Raw genomic sequence first — 15,649 nt, 5'->3', positions numbered from 1 at the left:
AGTTGTCTTTTATTCAAATAATGGAATATCGCTGATATCTCCGCCAAATTGTTTGATAGCACTATGCAGTTGTGCACGATGATGTGTGAGATGCATTAAAATGACAAGCAGCCAGTCTAGATACGAGTGTTCTGTCTGCCAGTACGTCATCTTTTGCTCAAGCAGCTCATCTTCTTCTAATACACGATAGAAATCACTGAGAATATTCATACTTAGTTCTAATCGTGCTTCAAACATTTCAATGGTCGATAATTCTTTTTGCCAATACATATAATAATCATCCATCTCCTGTTTGTCAGCGCCTTTAATAAGCAGTACGTCCGCTTCTGGAAGCAATGCAATATGCGTAAGCAACTGAAAGCAAGTTCTCCCTCCCGGGTAAATCTCCTGCTCTAACATAAAGATATCCACTTTATTTGCCAGTAATTTAATACTATCTACCTGAAACTGAATCTGTCTGAATACTGGATTTAGAATACTAATCACTCATATCACCCACTAAATAGAGATTACGTGTCGCTCGGCTTGTTAGTGTATATAGTAATAATGCATCTTTTTTCATATCATACTGATCATAACCGATGATAAATACATGCGAAAATTCGAATCCTTTCGCCATATAATCCGGCATAATTACCTTTCCTTTTGTAAAAGTATACTTATCATGGGTAAGCAATATACAGTCCTCTAATACATCATGGACTCGACGTGCATGTGCGACATCTTTCGTAAGAATAGCAACACTTTCAGAGTCCAGTTGCTGCACGAAACTTCTAAAAGTCTGAAAGTCTAAATATTTTACTTCGTCTCCTTCAACACCCAGAGACTTGGTATCAGTACTTCCTATCAGTGATTTCGTAAACTCGGTAATTTGTACTGTTGAACGATACGACTTAGTCAGTCGAATGACATTCATGTCTTCTGGCACCTTGAACGTAATTTGCGGATGTACGATTTGGTTACTATCTCCGAGCATTGTTTTACGCGCATTTGGATAGACTGCTGAAATTGCTGCCATCTGTACTACTGAATAATCCTGCACTTCATCGATGATGATATGCTGAATCATACCTTCACGATTTAATCCTTTTATCTTTGTTGATAAATATACGAGCGGTGCGATGTCTTCATATTGCATCTGTTTATTTCTAAATTGTTGAAGTGTTGCCTGGTATACATCACTATTTAATGATCTTAAGATATTCAGATAAATACGTTCAATATTAATGAACTGAATATCTTTAATATAGTTTTTCAGCACTTTATACTGTTTTGTCTTTTCTCTTTTAGCTTGTACTTCAAGTTCTTCATCCGTTCCTATATACGATGTCACTTTCTTCAGAGCTTTCGTTCTATCCTTGATCGCTTGCTGCAAGTGCTTATGATATATCGGTTCAAGTTCAACCTGCATTTTTTTAAGACGTGCATCAATTGGAACATGACGAAACTTTTCATAGAATAAATAAGTCAGATGTTCTTTTGTTACAAAAGGGGTTCCTCCAATGGTCAGGATATTAAACTTGATATTTTTATGTGCAATTGATGCTATTTTTTCATCCATAAACTGAAGTAGCTCGTTACTGTTCTTAACTTTAAACTTTTCACGTTCTATCTCACTAGCTTGACGCATACGTTCTATATTTTGAAACAAAGTTTCTACTTCAAAATGACGACGATTTATCTTATCTTTTAAGTGGTAGAATGTCTTTGCGTTAATCGGCGATTCTCCGAGCTCTGGTAATACATCTCCAATGTAATCTCCAAACATGTCATTTGGTGTAATAAATAACATTTGACGGGCCGTCATTTTATGGCGATGCAAATATAACAAATATGCAATACGCTGCATCGCAATAGAAGTCTTACCTGAACCAGGTGGTCCAAGCACTAAAATATCATGTGCACTCGTCATGCGGATAATCGCATTTTGGTCCTGTTGTATCGAGTTCACGATAGACTTCATCTTATCTTTAGCTGTATCAACTAGTAAATGTTGCAAGGCATCATCGCCAATGTAAATTTCTGAGTCAAAGACATCAAGCAATAGACCTTCTTCAATCACAAGCTGAATACGGTCCTCTACATTCACATGCTGTAGGCCAACACCAGGCACCTCATAACTTACTAATCCTAACCGATTCTCATAATAGGTGCTTGCCAGTGGTGTACGCCAGTCATAGATGACTAAATCTCCTGTCGATGGATCCTTTAAACTATTTAGCCCTATATAGAATTTTTCAGTTTCACCGTCAGCATCTTTAATCGTCACTGCACCAAAGTATGGTCTATCTTTCATCTTACTGATTTGTTCAGTAACTTTGCCTCGACTGACCTGAATTTCTTCCTGCAATTTCAGTGAAGGCAGGACTTGTGAATATTCTATCTGAGCGTCATCCGAAATTTCTGTCCCTAGTTCTTCAAAGGCAAAACGACGTTCTTCAATTAACTCACTCGTCGTTTGAACAAGCTCACCCGTTAATTGTTGTCTTATGATATCCATCAAAGCATGTACTGCCTTTAAATGTTTAGCTTCACGCTGCTTTAAATTCATTATTTACCCCCTTCATGCAATACACGATTTAAATGTGATTTCCTGAGTCTTCTATGTTTTAATAATGCACGAAATTCTCTCGGTGTTAAATATGATAAGCGTGTATGATAATAATTGATATATTCTACAATTGCAAAACCTGTAATAAAAAAACTTAATCCAATATATGATTGCTTTGAAAATAAAGCATGGATAAAAAGTATACTACAGATTACCAGTAAGATAATAGATATGTTTTCTAAAGTTAAAAATAACTTTTTCTGACTTGGTGTTAGCGTCATCTTTTGTCCACTTATCACGCGACTTAGCATCAGCTTCCAGAAATATGTCCCTATTCCGAGCATTAAACATAATACTATAACCGGTAATGCAATATGAAGTTGCCTTGCGATATGCTGATACTCATGATTAAAACAGCAATATAGCCATATCAGAAAGAATGCAGCGCTTGAAAATCCTTCGCCTGTATATAAGCTTCTTAATTCTTTTATTAATGAATTTTGCATAGTTTCTCCTTTTTAATGTCATAAAATAATTCTTTCAGGGTATAAGTAACTATCAAACTGTGAGGTGAATCGGATGAATAACAATAATCAAATCTATTCGGAAGTTAAAAATTCAAGAGATGAACTATTAAATCAGATTAAGAAGTTAAGTTCATCGCAATTCAACTATAATTTCGGCTCTAAGTTCAAAAGTATTAAGTATAATTTACTACAGATAGCATATGGCTACCATGAAGGTTTAGCACAACATAAAGATTCAATCGGTGATTATGACCTATTTATGGAAAAAGGTCACACGTTATCAATCCATGATGTGCTTAATTATTTCGATAATATCGATTACGCTATCGAACAAAATCCAGTACATCCTAATGACGTGATGCCACTGATTTTTAATGAATATGAATATCGTGGTAAAATCCGTTTTCTGATGGGATTCTTTGAAGTGTTAGATAACAACTTAGATACTGAAATTCAAAATATGAAAGTCACTAGACAATAAGCGAAAATTTTAATACCAGATTACAGAAAGTGTCACACTTCTCTATAGAAGTGCGACACTTTTTAATTGATATGACGATGACTTAAGAAGAATGTCTGCCTTTCGAGTAATGATGCAGGGATATGTCTCAGTGCACGATTTCTTGCATTGATCAATAGTTTGTTCTCAAGTTGAGCGGATTGACCAATCTTACGAGATTTTAAGATGACTTTCTTAGTATGCTTAACACTTAAATTGTCATATACCTTCAATGCTTCATCAAGTGGGTAATGTTTAATCTGATTTGCAAGGCAAACGGCATCTTCAATTGCAAGCGACGCACCTTGTCCCATATTAGGCGTAGTAGCATGTGCAGCATCACCTATCAACACAACACGTCCTTTATGGAATGATTTCAACGGATTGATGTCATATATATCATGATGTACAGAATCACCAATGGTTTGGGCAATAGTTTCCTTGACTTCGTCTGGAAAGTCCTTGAAGTAATGCATTAATTTCTTCTTATTATAGTTTCTAAATTCCGGATCACGTTCTTTAGCGTTCATACAGCAAAACCAGTACACTTGATTATCCTTTAACGGTACGATTCCAAATCTACCCGCTTCTCCCCAGTATTCGATGGCAGCTTTATCATCGATGCCTACGTTGATACTTGTTCCTCTAAAGCACGTATAACCTTGATAGATTGCATCACTTGATGTATACATTTGACGTCTGATATTAGAATGGATGCCATCTGCAGCGATGATGAGATCATAATGAAACTTTGAACCATCTTGCAGTACTAAAGTCGGATTTGCATAATCTTTGATGCGAATGACATCTTTTATCAAATGAATAGGCGCACGGTTATACTTTAATAAAATATCATGCAGATCGGCACGCTGTATCGTCACATTCTCTTCTTCAGATAAGGAAAGCATTAATGTATTCAGTAAAACATCACGCTCAGTTCTAAATTGACATTCAAGAAGCACATTGCCCTTCTCACGAATCGCCGTATCTATACCAAACTGCTTTAATGCCCGAATCGCATTACCACCAATACCTAAGCCGACACCCAGCTGTTTAAGTACATGGCGCTTCTCAAATATCTCAACTTCATGACCTTGTGCTTTAAGTGCAATTGCAGCTGTAAGACCGCCAATCCCTGCACCAATGATTCCGATGCGCATGTCATTCACCTCTTCATTCATACTCACTATACTTAAATCCATTATAACGCACGATGTATCATTTTACAGTTTTAAGGATGTCGCCATATATCTCACATTACTTCTTAATTAACCTTAAACTATTCAGTGTAACCAGCAAGGTTGCACCCATGTCTGCAAAGATAGCAATCCATAGTGTTAACCAGCCAGGTATAACGAGCAGTATAGCAATCAGTTTAAGCGCTAAGGCAAAACTGATATTTTGTTTAATAATCTTTAACGCACGTTTACTAAGTTGGATCACTTTTGGCAAATCACTTAAATCATCTTTCATAAACGTAATATCTGCTGTCTCAATCGCTGTGTCTGTTGCAGCACCACCCATAGAAAATCCGACGTCAGCTTGAACCAGTGCTGGTGCATCATTTACGCCATCACCAACCATCGCTATATGATGTTGCTGCGCTTGATAATCTTTAATTAATTTCAGTTTATCTTCAGGTAATAACTCTGAATGCGCATGTTTGATTGCTAATTTAGTGCAAATCGCATCAGCAACATCTCTATAATCACCTGTTAGCATGATTGTATCAATGCCTTGTTGATTCAATGCATTGATTACACCTTCCGCTTCATCTCTAAGAATATCCTGGATAAAGAAGATGGCCTTGACCATATTTTCAGTACCAAATAAGACTTTCGTCGCCCCAGGTCGTTCAATATTGTCAATAATATGTGCATCACTTTCATTGATATTAAAGAACTTACGCTTCCCGATACGATATTTTGTACCACGAAAGATCGCCTGAACGCCATGCGCAGTCACAACTTCATAGTCAGTAATATCAACAAAACGCTGATCTTTAAGACTATCCACAATGGCTTTTGATAACGGATGTCCTGCATCTTTCTCTAATGAATATGCAACATTTAAATCTTCTTTAGATAAATCAACTAAATCTACGCGTTCAACAACTACTGGTTCACCTTTTGTAAGTGTGCCAGTTTTGTCAAAGGCTACTGTATCAATACGTCCGGCATTCTCTAGATGAACGCCACCTTTAATAAGTATGCCATTACGTGCAGCACTTCCGATTGCTGTAACAATCGCTACAGGCGTAGAGACAACCAGCGCACATGGACATCCTACAACAAGTACCGATAATCCTTGATATAGATAGTGTTTAAAGTCTCCACCGAATAGCGGTGGAACAACAATAACCAGTAATGCAATGAGGATAATCAGCGGTGTGTAATATTTTGCGAAACGATCAACAAATTGTTGTGTTGGCGCTTTTTTGCTTTGTGCTTCTTCCACTAAATGAATCATCTGTGCAAGCTTTGTCTCATGACTCCGTTTCGTCACTCGGATATCAAGTTGAGCTGATTCATTCAATGTGCCTGAGAACACTGTATCATTTTCTGATTTTACGACCGGTATACTTTCTCCTGTAATACTCGCCTGATTGACATTACTCTGTCCACATAATACGATGCCATCAATCGGTACCTTTTTTCCTGGTAATATGCGTACGATATCCCCGATCACTAGCGCTTCAACAGGTGTTTCCTGATAGTTATCTCCGACAAGCTTTAGCGCAACTTCAGGTGATAAATCAATTAGGCTCTGTATACTATTACGAGATTTCTCCATCGCATAAGTTTCTAACGCTTCGCTTATTGAAAATAACAGGACAACCATGGCTCCTTCGCGCATTTCGCCAATCAATGTGGCACCGGTTATTGCAACCGTCATCAGTACATTCATATCAAAGTTTAGTTTAAAGAGTTGAGATAATCCTTCTTTAAAGAGTGAATATCCTCCAGTAATAATAGTCAAAATAAAAAATCCGCGCACATACCAGCTATCTTCTCCAAATATGTGACCCAGCACAAAACCAATGACAAACAATACTAGTGCTACTGCAAAGGGTAAATTCGCTTTATCTTTATAAAAATGAGTGCGTTGTGTAAGTCGTTCATTTGCAGGACGCACTTTAATATGATCAAACTTACCTGCTGCTTCTAATTGCTCAACCGTCACACTTCCTGCAACATTCAGTTTCGCTGCACCAAAGTTAAGGTCAACCGCTTCAACGCCAGGAATCTCTTCAATATTTTTCACGAATTTTGCTGCACAGTTGGTGCAACTTAAACCCTCTAAACGATATTCATGTGATTTACTCATCAGTCTCACTCCCATGGGCTAAAGCTGTGCGAATCAACGTTTTGATATGATCATCTTTCAAACGGTAAAAGGCATTTTTACCTTCCTTTCTGAAATCCAGCACTTTCGCCTGATGTAAATATCTTAAATGATGACTTGTCGTCGCAACACTTGCGCCTAAAATATTCGCCAAATCACACACACATAATTCATCTTCCAGCAATAAACTAAAGCAAATCCTGATACGCTTTTCATCAGCTAATGCTTTATAGATTATGCGAACAGATTCAAGATTTACTAAGTTTTGCTGTACTTTAATGCGGTCGACCTTCTCTTGATCATAAATATAGATATCACACACATCATCGCGCATTATTCCACCTCATTCAAATGATTGTTTGAATGTATTGTACTATATATCTATCATTCAAACAATCATTTGAATGTTATGTTTATTATCATGCTATGCGGGAATACCAATTACTGAAGAAGATTATAATATTATTTAAAGGAGCTTTTATTTCAAATGGATGCTGAAAGCAATTATTTAACAATTGAAATTCAATTAGACAACGGAGAAACAGTTCACCATCAAGAATTTTTTACGACAGATGAAAAAATCGCATTTAATAACTTCATGAAAAAAGTAGATCTTAATGAAACAGGATTTTTACCTATTAATGAAGAAAATGCAACATGTACAATCAATATCGATAAAATCGTTAAAATCACTCCTAAGAGTGTTCAAAATATGGGATAAAAAAAGTGGACCGTGTGGTCCACTTTTTTTAATAATCACTTTTTAGTACTTTTTCGATATAAGTTTTTACTAACTTACCCTGTTTATTAATTAACACAGCGGCAAGTGCATCATGGTTGCCTGCCCCTGCATCGACATTTAATACATGATACTTTTTCATGTAAACGGGCTTACCGATCTCAGTTGGCGTATGTCCGATGACTTGCAGTTTCTTCATCTTCTTTAACTTCCCGCGAAATCTTAATACACTCCACCTGCTGTCCTGGTTAAACTTTCTGAACCCTAAAAAATTCACACCTGCATGTGAAACATAGAGTGTACCGTTCTCGTAGTACATCGGTAAATCTCTCATCCACTTTGCATCATCGATAAATTTATTGCGCAAATCATAATGAGTTAATGTATTTTTATAGTTATCTTTCATTTGGGTTTTAGGCGTATGATTAAAGATATACTGCGCCATCTGATATTCATGATTACCCATAATACACTTTGTTGAAGGATAATCCTTTTGCAGTTGTCTTACATACTGAACAACCTCTTTGGAATGTTTTCCCTTGTTGATATAATCACCAACAAAGATTAACTGTGCATCATCAGGTTCCCAGTGCTTTAATATTTTCTTCAGTGTATGATAACAGCCATGTATATCTCCAACAATAAAATAATTCATCTATAACATCCTTAGTCTGTAAGTTTCATAGTTGATTATAAAGGAGTTCGTATTAAAGCTAAAGTTAAGATTGTGTTAAAAGATAAACTAAAAATAAAAGAACATACCTATAAAAGTATGTTCTGAAATATTTAATACTATCATTCGTATAATCATTAATATTATTAATGATACAGATTGAAGACAAACTCATTTTCATTACATGAGTTTGTCTTTTTTTAAAGGCTATATTCTCATTTATTCGAAGAAATTTCTTCGAAATTTAAATTATTGACTATAATGCTAAGCCAATTGAGTATCTTTGATAACCCAATTGGCTAACTTTTTTAAATTCATGCATGCACAAATAAGCGTGGTTTCCATGGACACTTTTTTCAATCCTCTAAACTTTGTCCATCTCATACCATGCTGTTCTTTAGCGTCACCAAATCTTCTTTCAATAGTTTGAGACCTTAATTTATATCCCATTCTTCCTTCTTCTGTATGTCTTATTTCTTCAACATCTTCTAAGTATTCTTGCCAAATATGTCTTTGAATTTGCTTTTTATATTGTTTATTTTCTGTACATTTATTTAGAAATGGACATTCTTTACATACATTTGGGTTAGAATGATACAATTTAAATCCTTCACGATCAGTACGTGTGTATTTAAGGGGGTGATTTGCAGGACAAATATATTCATTGTAATATTCATCATAAACAAAATCATTTTTTCTGAAACGGTCCTTTGGACCTCTTGGTCTAGTATATGGCATGTAAGGAGTGATTGACTCTTTAAATAAAAAGTAAGCATTAAAAGGTGTTTTATATCCAGCATCTACAGCCAAGGTTTTAGGTTTAATTCCTTTATCTTTCATTCTAGAAATCATAGGTGCCAATTGAGTACTATCATGAATATTAGCTGGTGTTACGTGGTGATCTACAAAAAATCCATTTTTATCAACACAAGCATGTAAACTATAAGCAAACTGTTTCTCACGTTCACCTTTAACATAGTAACCAGCGTCAGGATCTGTGAGACTTTCTTTCTTTTCTTTTTCTTCTGTCTTATGAGTTGGGGTGAACTCCTTTTTTCCTTCAGATTTACGAACCTCGTTTATTTCTTTATCTAATTCATCCTTATAATGAGCGACTGATTTTTTTACTACAACTTTTCTAAATCTATGTTTATTAGCATTTGCTTTTATATGAGTAGAATCAATAAATAAAGCTGAGGTATCAATCAATTTATGTTGCATCGCCAACTGTAGAATGTGTTCAAATATTTCTTCAAAAAGTGTATTATCACTGAACCTTCTAATATAATTCTTACCGAAGGTAGTGAAATGAGGAATCTTATCCTGAAAACTGTATCCAAGATACCAACGATAAGCAACATTTGTTTCGATTTCTTTTATTGTTTGTCTCATTGATTTTATTCCGAATAATTTTTGTATTAATATTATTTTTACTAAAATCACAGGGTCTATACTTGGACGACCATTATCAAGACAATATTTATCTTCGACTAGAGGATAAATAAAATTCAAATCCAATACTTTATCTACTTTTCTTAGTAAATGGTCTTGTGGAACTAAATCTGAAATTGCAACAACCTCTAATTGATTTCTTTTATCTTCTGATTTACTCAACAAAATAATCACCCCAAATCATTGTTAATATTATTGTATAAAAAAAGACTGAAAACTTCATCTCCGAAGGAGACTTTGTCTTCAGTCTGAATCATTAATATTATTAATGATATTATTTTCTAATTTCCTTAGCTGTTAAATAAACATAAGTTGTCTCACCTGAACGTACAAATTTATTGGCAATCTTTTTATTATTAACATAAATATTGTAGTGTGTACCTACAGTAATCTTATTAGTAAATTGCGCAGAACCATTTGATTTTGTTTTTTGTGATCTTACTTTTTCCGTACCACGATATAAGTCTACTTTTTGATTTTTAAGCTCTTGTGCATTTTCATCAACGACAACCACTTTGGCAGGTTGTGTCGCGACATTATATTTATAAGCACCTTTTTTATTAACATAGAACGTATTGTTTAATGTTGTACCTTCTACACCACGAATTGTGTAACCTTGGTTAATCCCATTAATATATACTGCAAAGTTACGTTCAACAGGTAACTTTGTAAAACTTGCTTTTCCGTATTGATTAGTTTTCTTTTGTGCAAATACTTTACGACCACTCGTAATATCAATCAGTTTTACGTTTTGATTTTTAACATATTGATATTTGTTATTAATGACGTATGCATTAAAAGTCACACCTTGTTGTTTAGCTTGTTCTAATTGAGCAAGTTCTACTGATACCCTTACATCCTGTCCGCTTTTGGCATAAGCATTCTTCATTTCAATGCCTGATACATAGATTTTATACATGACATTGCTTTTTACGTTATTAAAAGTAGCTTTACCTTGAGCATCTGTCACTGCTTTGATTGTATCATTTCCGTTCACCAAAGTAATTTCTGTATTACTGATTACTTCCGCATTTTCATCATTTAAAACAACTGTTGCAGGCTGTACAGTAGTTTCTGCTTGAACAATTTGTGATTGAATCGGTGCCACTACACCAAACATCATTGCTGAACTTAATAATACTTTTGATACTGAATTTTTCATATGATCTCTCCTCTTAAATCGTAATGATTACGATTTAAGTATATACCTTATACCATTTATTTCAAGATATATTTTTTACACTTTTCTTTAAAATAAAAGTTTTTTACCTTAAAAACAAATTGTAATTTCCATACAATTCATGTACGCTATATTTACTTAAGTAAACAATAAAGAGGTTTAAAAATGAATAAGCATAGATTTAGATTTAAAAACCCTTATTTAGTTATTATCAGTGCATTTCTTGTCTTTTTAATTATCGGTACATTGCTATTATATATGCCCTTTGCACAAAAACAGCCGACATCTTTCGTAGATTGTCTGTTCATTGCGACAAGTGCATTTACAGTTACCGGTCTTGCAACGATTGATATCACCGAACACTTTAACCATGTAGGATATACAATCATTATGCTGCTTATTCAGGCAGGGGGACTAGGTATCATTACTTTAGCGATGATCGTCTTTATCATGTTAGGTAAAAAAGTAGGATTTAAAGGTCGTTCATTAGCAACCGAAGCCTTAAACCAGCAGAATACAGGCGGGATATTACGTCTTGTACTGATTTTATTCTTTGTCAGCTTAATCTTTGAAATCATCGGTGCAGTATTACTTGCTATGGAATGGGTGCCAAAACTTGGACTACAAAGAGGTATCTACAATAGTATCTTCACGGCAGTCAGCGCATTTAACAATGCCGGATTTGCATTGCATAGTGATAATTTAATGCAATATCAGACCAATCCGATTATCAATTTTATCATTACCAGCTTAATCATTATTGGAGGGTTAGGGTTCACGGTAATTCTGGACTTATATAAGACAAAGCATTTTCATAAACTGCGCGTGCACACAAAAGTCATGCTTGTCAGTACGTTAGCCATTAACTTTTTTGCTACACTTATTATATTCATATTAGAATATGGTAATAAAGCAACCCTTGGTGGACATTCAACTTTCGATCAGTTTCAGATTGCTTATTTCCAAGCTATTACAACTCGGACAGCTGGATTTAATACAGTTGACATCGGTGCATTAACGCCCCCTACCATTTTAATAATGATGCTTTTGATGTTTATTGGAGGAGGATCTACGTCAACAGCCGGCGGGATTAAATTAACGACAGCTGTCGTTATTATCCTTGGAACATTAAGTTATATAAAACAGCGTGAACATTTAAGTTTATTTAAACGAGCTATTGATTCAAGATTTCTGTTTAAAAGTTTGGCAATTGCTGTACTAAGCTCAGGTTTTTGCTTTACAATAGTCTTCGCATTAGTATTATCTGAACCAAAGCTACCTTTCCTACCTCTAATGTTTGAAGTCATATCTGCGTTTGGTACTGTGGGACTTACAATGGGGATTACCGGAAAACTATCCGTAATCGGTAAACTACTGATTATTCTCATGATGATGATCGGTAAAGTAGGTGTTCTTACCATCGTGCTCACATTCTCTAAACCAAATAAACAACTTTATAGCTATCCTAAAGGTGATATATTAACAGGATAAAAAAATCGTAGCGAATCGCTACGATTTTTTTACATTATGAAATCACTTGTTTTGGATCTTCACCGTATTGATTAGGTCCGTGATTGCCACGAATGAAATTACAAATGAATAAGAATAACCAAGGAATAACAGTAATTAATGAGAAAACAACTAAAGATGTCATCCCACCCATATTTGTAAAATCTATCGGGAATATCGGAAACACATGCGTTGAAATAAAACTAATAATCGTACCAAATGCAATAATCACAATAGCAAATATCCCGTTTATATTAATATCCTGCAGGCGACGACTCGCTTGAGCCATACCAGGAATAGCAGTAATATAAGGGATTATCTCTGATGAAAAGAAATGATAATGTTCCTGCAGGTGAAACTTTTGCCCTGTGAATACATCAACCAAGCTAAAAATCCCCCAGATGAGTAAACCTATCAAAATCATTGCCACAACATTCAACCAGTACTCGCTTCGACGTGCACGCCCGCTAAACTGAAAACCTTTCGTCCAGAATGCAATGACAGCATCTTTCATCGACATATTATTTTGCATCCTGTTTACCCCCTACTACAGCAATATGCATATGTTTATGTTTTAATGTGTTGCTATACTTTTTCAATTTCTCGTTATCCTGCTGGAAGTGCACTGTGAAAAGTATACCTTCAACCTGTTCTTCCATACTCACTTCAACAATATCTTCAGATTCAAATGTGAAGCGCTCATACTTACCGGCAATAAACTGATTATCCTTTAATCTCACTGGTACAATCGTATACTCGTTAAATTCAGCGACTTGATTGACATAGACATAAAAGTTCATATCACGCATCTTTATAACACCAAGTCGTTTGCCAAAGTCATTCTGCTTAACAGCATTCACCGCTGCATCTTCAGTAGGATAAGCCTTCGATTTGTTCTGCATACCAACCTTAAACTTCGCGTGATCCAGCCAGACACCATTGTCATTCATCTCAATTACACCCTTCTTCGGTGTGTAGTCAATACTCATGCCAGCTGACTCATCATCGTTAGTGATGATACGATTATCAATATCATTTGACCAAAAATCTCCAACATTAAAATGAAACTTTCCAGCTTTACTGTTCACATCCCATGACTTATTCTTATAATCATTATTCACACTAATAAGTTCCCACTTGTGTTTCGGAAATTCAAGGATTGAAGTATTACCATTCTGCGTCTCAATTAATCCCGTATAAAGATAAGACGATTGCTTCTTCTGTGCATCTAACATCTCTAATGTATAGTAACTTTTATTCGGTAATTTAAAAATACGCTTCATCTCTGCATGTGAATCAACATCGATTAACTCTAACGCATAACCCATCTCATCCACTGCTTCCTGTTTTGTCTGATAAGAACCTGCTGGATCATAAGGGTTTAGTTCAATGTTATTCCCCTGAATATAATTTTTCGTATCCAAAAACGCACCCGTTGCAAGCATCGCTGCAAATAAACTCAATAATATCTTCTTCATAGCCCACCTCGAACATTAATTTCAAGTCATTTTTATATTTTCCATTAATTACATGATAATTGTAAATGTGGAAGTGTGTCAAATTGCATGTGAAATTAAATTTACAAACAATTAGTTTAGTAGTTCCAAAATTAATACCTATCCTCATACTTTAAATCTCATACCGAATGTGATATATTTGTATCATAAAGAGATAAATATATCACATTAGGAGATGACAAAATGTCAGATAAAAAGTGGTCATGGCTCATTGGACTTCTTGGATTTTTAGGATTTATAGGTATTAAAACGCCAATATTCCTGATTTACTTCATATTCTTCGGAGGATTCAGATATATCTGGTGGAATAAAATTGGTACTGCAAGTGATGAAAGATTAATAGAAAATAAAAATAAGGCAGCAACAAGAGCTATCAAAATCACTTTCATATTCATCCTTATTTCTACGATTATTTTAAATATATTGATCACCGACTACAAAGTACTCTATCAAATCCAGCTATCGCTATTTTCATTAGGATTTGCGGTTGGCATAAATTTATGGGCATATTATACGTATCAATTTGAGAATGAGGAGTAAAAAATGGTGAAATTTACAACACAAATTAAGAAATACCGGCTACTTCAAGAAATGACTCAGGAAGAATTAGCAGAACGTGTGAACGTTAGAAGAGAAACGATTATGCGATTAGAAAACGGAAAATATAATCCTTCTTTAGAACTTGCGATGAAAATTTCAATAGTATTAAAGGCTTCAATATATGATCTATTCGAATTTAATTTTGAAGGAGAGATATAATATGTATAAAGCAGTCAGTCTATTACTTATGGGATTACTGTGGATTGTCATCGGCTTAATTCAATGGCATCCTGATGATCACAGCTTTACAATTCTGTACGGAGCGATTGGCGTTGTCTTTCTATTCTTCGCTTATATTAATTATAGAAAGGCAGCGAGGTAATACAATCAGGAAAATGTTCCTGATTGTATTATCAAAATAAAAAACAGTGCATTGTATACACTGTTTAACTTAACCACTCTTGCCCGTGATGAGTTGATAAATTAGCTGTTTCCTTACTGATCAGGTTACCTTCAAAATCCCTTATAATCAGTTGGTCATAATACTTAAAATCATTTGTCTGAATATCCAGTTCTTCATCCCAGCCCTCTTCAACCCATTGATTGATATATACTTTATCCTCATCAATCAATACAATAGATTCAGTTGGTTGTAACTTCATCTGAAATTTTTTTGGATAATAACTACAAAAATCATTTAAGTTACTTACCACGTTTATATTAGGACCAATAATCATCAAATTACCCAGCTCAACTTCATCCATATTCAAACTAACATATGTACGAGCAGGCTGACCTGGCAAATATTCAATTACATTAACTTTCCTTGCGGCGTAATCGCATTGCAAGAAATAACAGTAACCATCAATGAATGTGACTTGACCATAGCCAACGTTCTGCTTCAAGTCAAATGGACAATGAACTTGTCCAGTGTAAAAATCATAGAAACTGATTGTCATCCCGTCATACTTGCCCGCATGTTGAATGACATCTTCAATTTCGTAAAGTTCTATCCCTTCACTTAAACTATAGCCATATCGAGATTGATTATATATTTCTAATATTTGATTACCACGAACAATATCAAAGCGATTAATTTCTACCATTACATTCACCT

At 34.9% G+C, this 15,649-nt stretch carries 18 protein-coding genes; 6 read left to right on the top strand and 12 right to left on the bottom strand.

The features are described 5' to 3' along the window. Positions 1–9: 9 nt before the first annotated feature. The 3 genes from ACMGE6_RS06765 to ACMGE6_RS06755 are packed head-to-tail and all read right to left on the bottom strand — an operon-like array spanning position 10 to position 3,057. Positions 10–486, bottom strand: coding sequence for a DinB family protein (locus ACMGE6_RS06765; protein ID WP_414053232.1), 477 nt, complete (start codon positions 484–486; stop codon positions 10–12). Further along, positions 479–2,551 (bottom strand): HelD family protein, encoded by a 2,073-nt coding sequence (locus ACMGE6_RS06760; protein ID WP_414053231.1) that lies wholly within the window; start codon positions 2,549–2,551, stop codon positions 479–481. The genes ACMGE6_RS06765 and ACMGE6_RS06760 overlap by 8 nt, the downstream gene beginning before the upstream one ends. Further along, entirely contained in the window at positions 2,551–3,057 is a 507-nt protein-coding gene (locus ACMGE6_RS06755; RefSeq protein WP_414053230.1) for a hypothetical protein, read from the bottom strand. The genes ACMGE6_RS06760 and ACMGE6_RS06755 overlap by 1 nt, the downstream gene beginning before the upstream one ends. Positions 3,058–3,130: 73 nt before the next feature. Here ACMGE6_RS06755 and ACMGE6_RS06750 point away from each other — a divergent pair, with 73 nt between their 5' ends. Next, positions 3,131–3,559, top strand: a complete 429-nt coding sequence (locus tag ACMGE6_RS06750) for a hypothetical protein (protein ID WP_414045760.1) — start codon at positions 3,131–3,133, stop codon at positions 3,557–3,559. Positions 3,560–3,621: 62 nt separating this feature from the next. Here ACMGE6_RS06750 and ACMGE6_RS06745 read toward each other — a convergent pair whose 3' ends face one another. From ACMGE6_RS06745 to ACMGE6_RS06735, 3 genes are all read right to left on the bottom strand, one after another. Further along, positions 3,622–4,737, bottom strand: a complete 1,116-nt coding sequence (locus ACMGE6_RS06745; RefSeq protein ID WP_414053229.1) for an FAD-dependent monooxygenase — start codon at positions 4,735–4,737, stop codon at positions 3,622–3,624. 97 nt (positions 4,738–4,834) lie between these two features. Next, positions 4,835–6,904, bottom strand: a complete 2,070-nt coding sequence (locus ACMGE6_RS06740; protein ID WP_414053228.1) for a heavy metal translocating P-type ATPase — start codon at positions 6,902–6,904, stop codon at positions 4,835–4,837. Then, complete coding sequence (locus ACMGE6_RS06735; RefSeq protein ID WP_414054844.1) at positions 6,897–7,259, bottom strand: ArsR/SmtB family transcription factor; 363 nt, start codon at positions 7,257–7,259, stop codon at positions 6,897–6,899. The genes ACMGE6_RS06740 and ACMGE6_RS06735 overlap by 8 nt, the downstream gene beginning before the upstream one ends. 150 nt (positions 7,260–7,409) lie before the next feature. Between ACMGE6_RS06735 and ACMGE6_RS06730 the strand changes: the two genes are divergently transcribed. Then, the gene (locus ACMGE6_RS06730; protein ID WP_414045757.1) at positions 7,410–7,643 is read left to right on the top strand and encodes a hypothetical protein; all 234 of its coding nucleotides are present in this window, start codon (positions 7,410–7,412) and stop codon (positions 7,641–7,643) included. A gap of 28 nt (positions 7,644–7,671) precedes the next feature. On the opposite strand, the gene ACMGE6_RS06725 is transcribed toward ACMGE6_RS06730, so the two are convergent. From ACMGE6_RS06725 to ACMGE6_RS06715, 3 genes are all read right to left on the bottom strand, one after another. Beyond that, a complete protein-coding gene (locus ACMGE6_RS06725; RefSeq protein ID WP_414053227.1) occupies positions 7,672–8,316 on the bottom strand; it encodes a metallophosphoesterase family protein in 645 nt (214 codons plus the stop codon). A gap of 282 nt (positions 8,317–8,598) precedes the next feature. Next, positions 8,599–9,954 (bottom strand): IS1182 family transposase, encoded by a 1,356-nt coding sequence (locus tag ACMGE6_RS06720; RefSeq protein ID WP_414054829.1) that lies wholly within the window; start codon positions 9,952–9,954, stop codon positions 8,599–8,601. Between the two features lie 106 nt (positions 9,955–10,060). Continuing rightward, the gene (locus tag ACMGE6_RS06715; protein ID WP_414053226.1) at positions 10,061–10,948 is read right to left on the bottom strand and encodes a hypothetical protein; all 888 of its coding nucleotides are present in this window, start codon (positions 10,946–10,948) and stop codon (positions 10,061–10,063) included. A 183-nt stretch (positions 10,949–11,131) separates the two neighbouring features. Between ACMGE6_RS06715 and ACMGE6_RS06710 the strand changes: the two genes are divergently transcribed. Beyond that, complete coding sequence (locus tag ACMGE6_RS06710; RefSeq protein ID WP_414053225.1) at positions 11,132–12,457, top strand: TrkH family potassium uptake protein; 1,326 nt, start codon at positions 11,132–11,134, stop codon at positions 12,455–12,457. A gap of 34 nt (positions 12,458–12,491) precedes the next feature. Here ACMGE6_RS06710 and ACMGE6_RS06705 read toward each other — a convergent pair whose 3' ends face one another. Both ACMGE6_RS06705 and ACMGE6_RS06700 read right to left on the bottom strand, forming a co-directional pair. Next, complete coding sequence (locus tag ACMGE6_RS06705; protein WP_414053224.1) at positions 12,492–13,007, bottom strand: DUF805 domain-containing protein; 516 nt, start codon at positions 13,005–13,007, stop codon at positions 12,492–12,494. Further along, positions 12,997–13,953 carry a hypothetical protein gene (locus ACMGE6_RS06700; RefSeq protein ID WP_414053223.1) on the bottom strand — a complete coding sequence of 319 codons (957 nt, stop codon included), beginning with the start codon at positions 13,951–13,953 and terminating at the stop codon, positions 12,997–12,999. The genes ACMGE6_RS06705 and ACMGE6_RS06700 overlap by 11 nt, the downstream gene beginning before the upstream one ends. Positions 13,954–14,175: 222 nt before the next feature. Here ACMGE6_RS06700 and ACMGE6_RS06695 point away from each other — a divergent pair, with 222 nt between their 5' ends. The 3 genes from ACMGE6_RS06695 to ACMGE6_RS06685 are packed head-to-tail and all read left to right on the top strand — an operon-like array spanning position 14,176 to position 14,914. Beyond that, positions 14,176–14,532, top strand: coding sequence for a DUF3796 domain-containing protein (locus tag ACMGE6_RS06695; protein ID WP_414053222.1), 357 nt, complete (start codon positions 14,176–14,178; stop codon positions 14,530–14,532). Between the two features lie 3 nt (positions 14,533–14,535). Next, complete coding sequence (locus ACMGE6_RS06690; RefSeq protein WP_414053221.1) at positions 14,536–14,751, top strand: helix-turn-helix transcriptional regulator; 216 nt, start codon at positions 14,536–14,538, stop codon at positions 14,749–14,751. A 1-nt stretch (position 14,752) separates the two neighbouring features. Then, positions 14,753–14,914, top strand: a complete 162-nt coding sequence (locus ACMGE6_RS06685) for a hypothetical protein (RefSeq protein WP_414047165.1) — start codon at positions 14,753–14,755, stop codon at positions 14,912–14,914. Positions 14,915–14,978: 64 nt separating this feature from the next. Here the strand turns inward: ACMGE6_RS06685 and ACMGE6_RS06680 are convergent, their stop codons facing one another. Next, positions 14,979–15,647 carry a hypothetical protein gene (locus ACMGE6_RS06680; protein WP_414053220.1) on the bottom strand — a complete coding sequence of 223 codons (669 nt, stop codon included), beginning with the start codon at positions 15,645–15,647 and terminating at the stop codon, positions 14,979–14,981. Positions 15,648–15,649 lie beyond the last annotated feature (2 nt).

It is taken from the genome of Macrococcus equi (genome assembly GCF_047426745.1).
Classification (GTDB): domain Bacteria; phylum Bacillota; class Bacilli; order Staphylococcales; family Staphylococcaceae; genus Macrococcoides; species Macrococcoides equi.
The sequence above is the reverse complement of the archived record's forward strand: the minus strand, read 5'-3'. Positions and strand labels throughout refer to the sequence as shown.

Coding starts and splice junctions, on each gene's coding strand:
- ACMGE6_RS06760 (WP_414053231.1), bottom strand. CDS start 2,551: ATGAATTTAAAGCAGCGTGAAGCTAAACATTTAAAGGCAGTACATGCT.
- ACMGE6_RS06755 (WP_414053230.1), bottom strand. CDS start 3,057: ATGCAAAATTCATTAATAAAAGAATTAAGAAGCTTATATACAGGCGAA.
- ACMGE6_RS06750 (WP_414045760.1), top strand. CDS start 3,131: ATGAATAACAATAATCAAATCTATTCGGAAGTTAAAAATTCAAGAGAT.
- ACMGE6_RS06745 (WP_414053229.1), bottom strand. CDS start 4,737: ATGCGCATCGGAATCATTGGTGCAGGGATTGGCGGTCTTACAGCTGCA.
- ACMGE6_RS06740 (WP_414053228.1), bottom strand. CDS start 6,904: ATGAGTAAATCACATGAATATCGTTTAGAGGGTTTAAGTTGCACCAAC.
- ACMGE6_RS06730 (WP_414045757.1), top strand. CDS start 7,410: ATGGATGCTGAAAGCAATTATTTAACAATTGAAATTCAATTAGACAAC.
- ACMGE6_RS06725 (WP_414053227.1), bottom strand. CDS start 8,316: ATGAATTATTTTATTGTTGGAGATATACATGGCTGTTATCATACACTG.
- ACMGE6_RS06715 (WP_414053226.1), bottom strand. CDS start 10,948: ATGAAAAATTCAGTATCAAAAGTATTATTAAGTTCAGCAATGATGTTT.
- ACMGE6_RS06710 (WP_414053225.1), top strand. CDS start 11,132: ATGAATAAGCATAGATTTAGATTTAAAAACCCTTATTTAGTTATTATC.
- ACMGE6_RS06705 (WP_414053224.1), bottom strand. CDS start 13,007: ATGCAAAATAATATGTCGATGAAAGATGCTGTCATTGCATTCTGGACG.
- ACMGE6_RS06700 (WP_414053223.1), bottom strand. CDS start 13,953: ATGAAGAAGATATTATTGAGTTTATTTGCAGCGATGCTTGCAACGGGT.
- ACMGE6_RS06695 (WP_414053222.1), top strand. CDS start 14,176: ATGTCAGATAAAAAGTGGTCATGGCTCATTGGACTTCTTGGATTTTTA.
- ACMGE6_RS06690 (WP_414053221.1), top strand. CDS start 14,536: ATGGTGAAATTTACAACACAAATTAAGAAATACCGGCTACTTCAAGAA.
- ACMGE6_RS06685 (WP_414047165.1), top strand. CDS start 14,753: ATGTATAAAGCAGTCAGTCTATTACTTATGGGATTACTGTGGATTGTC.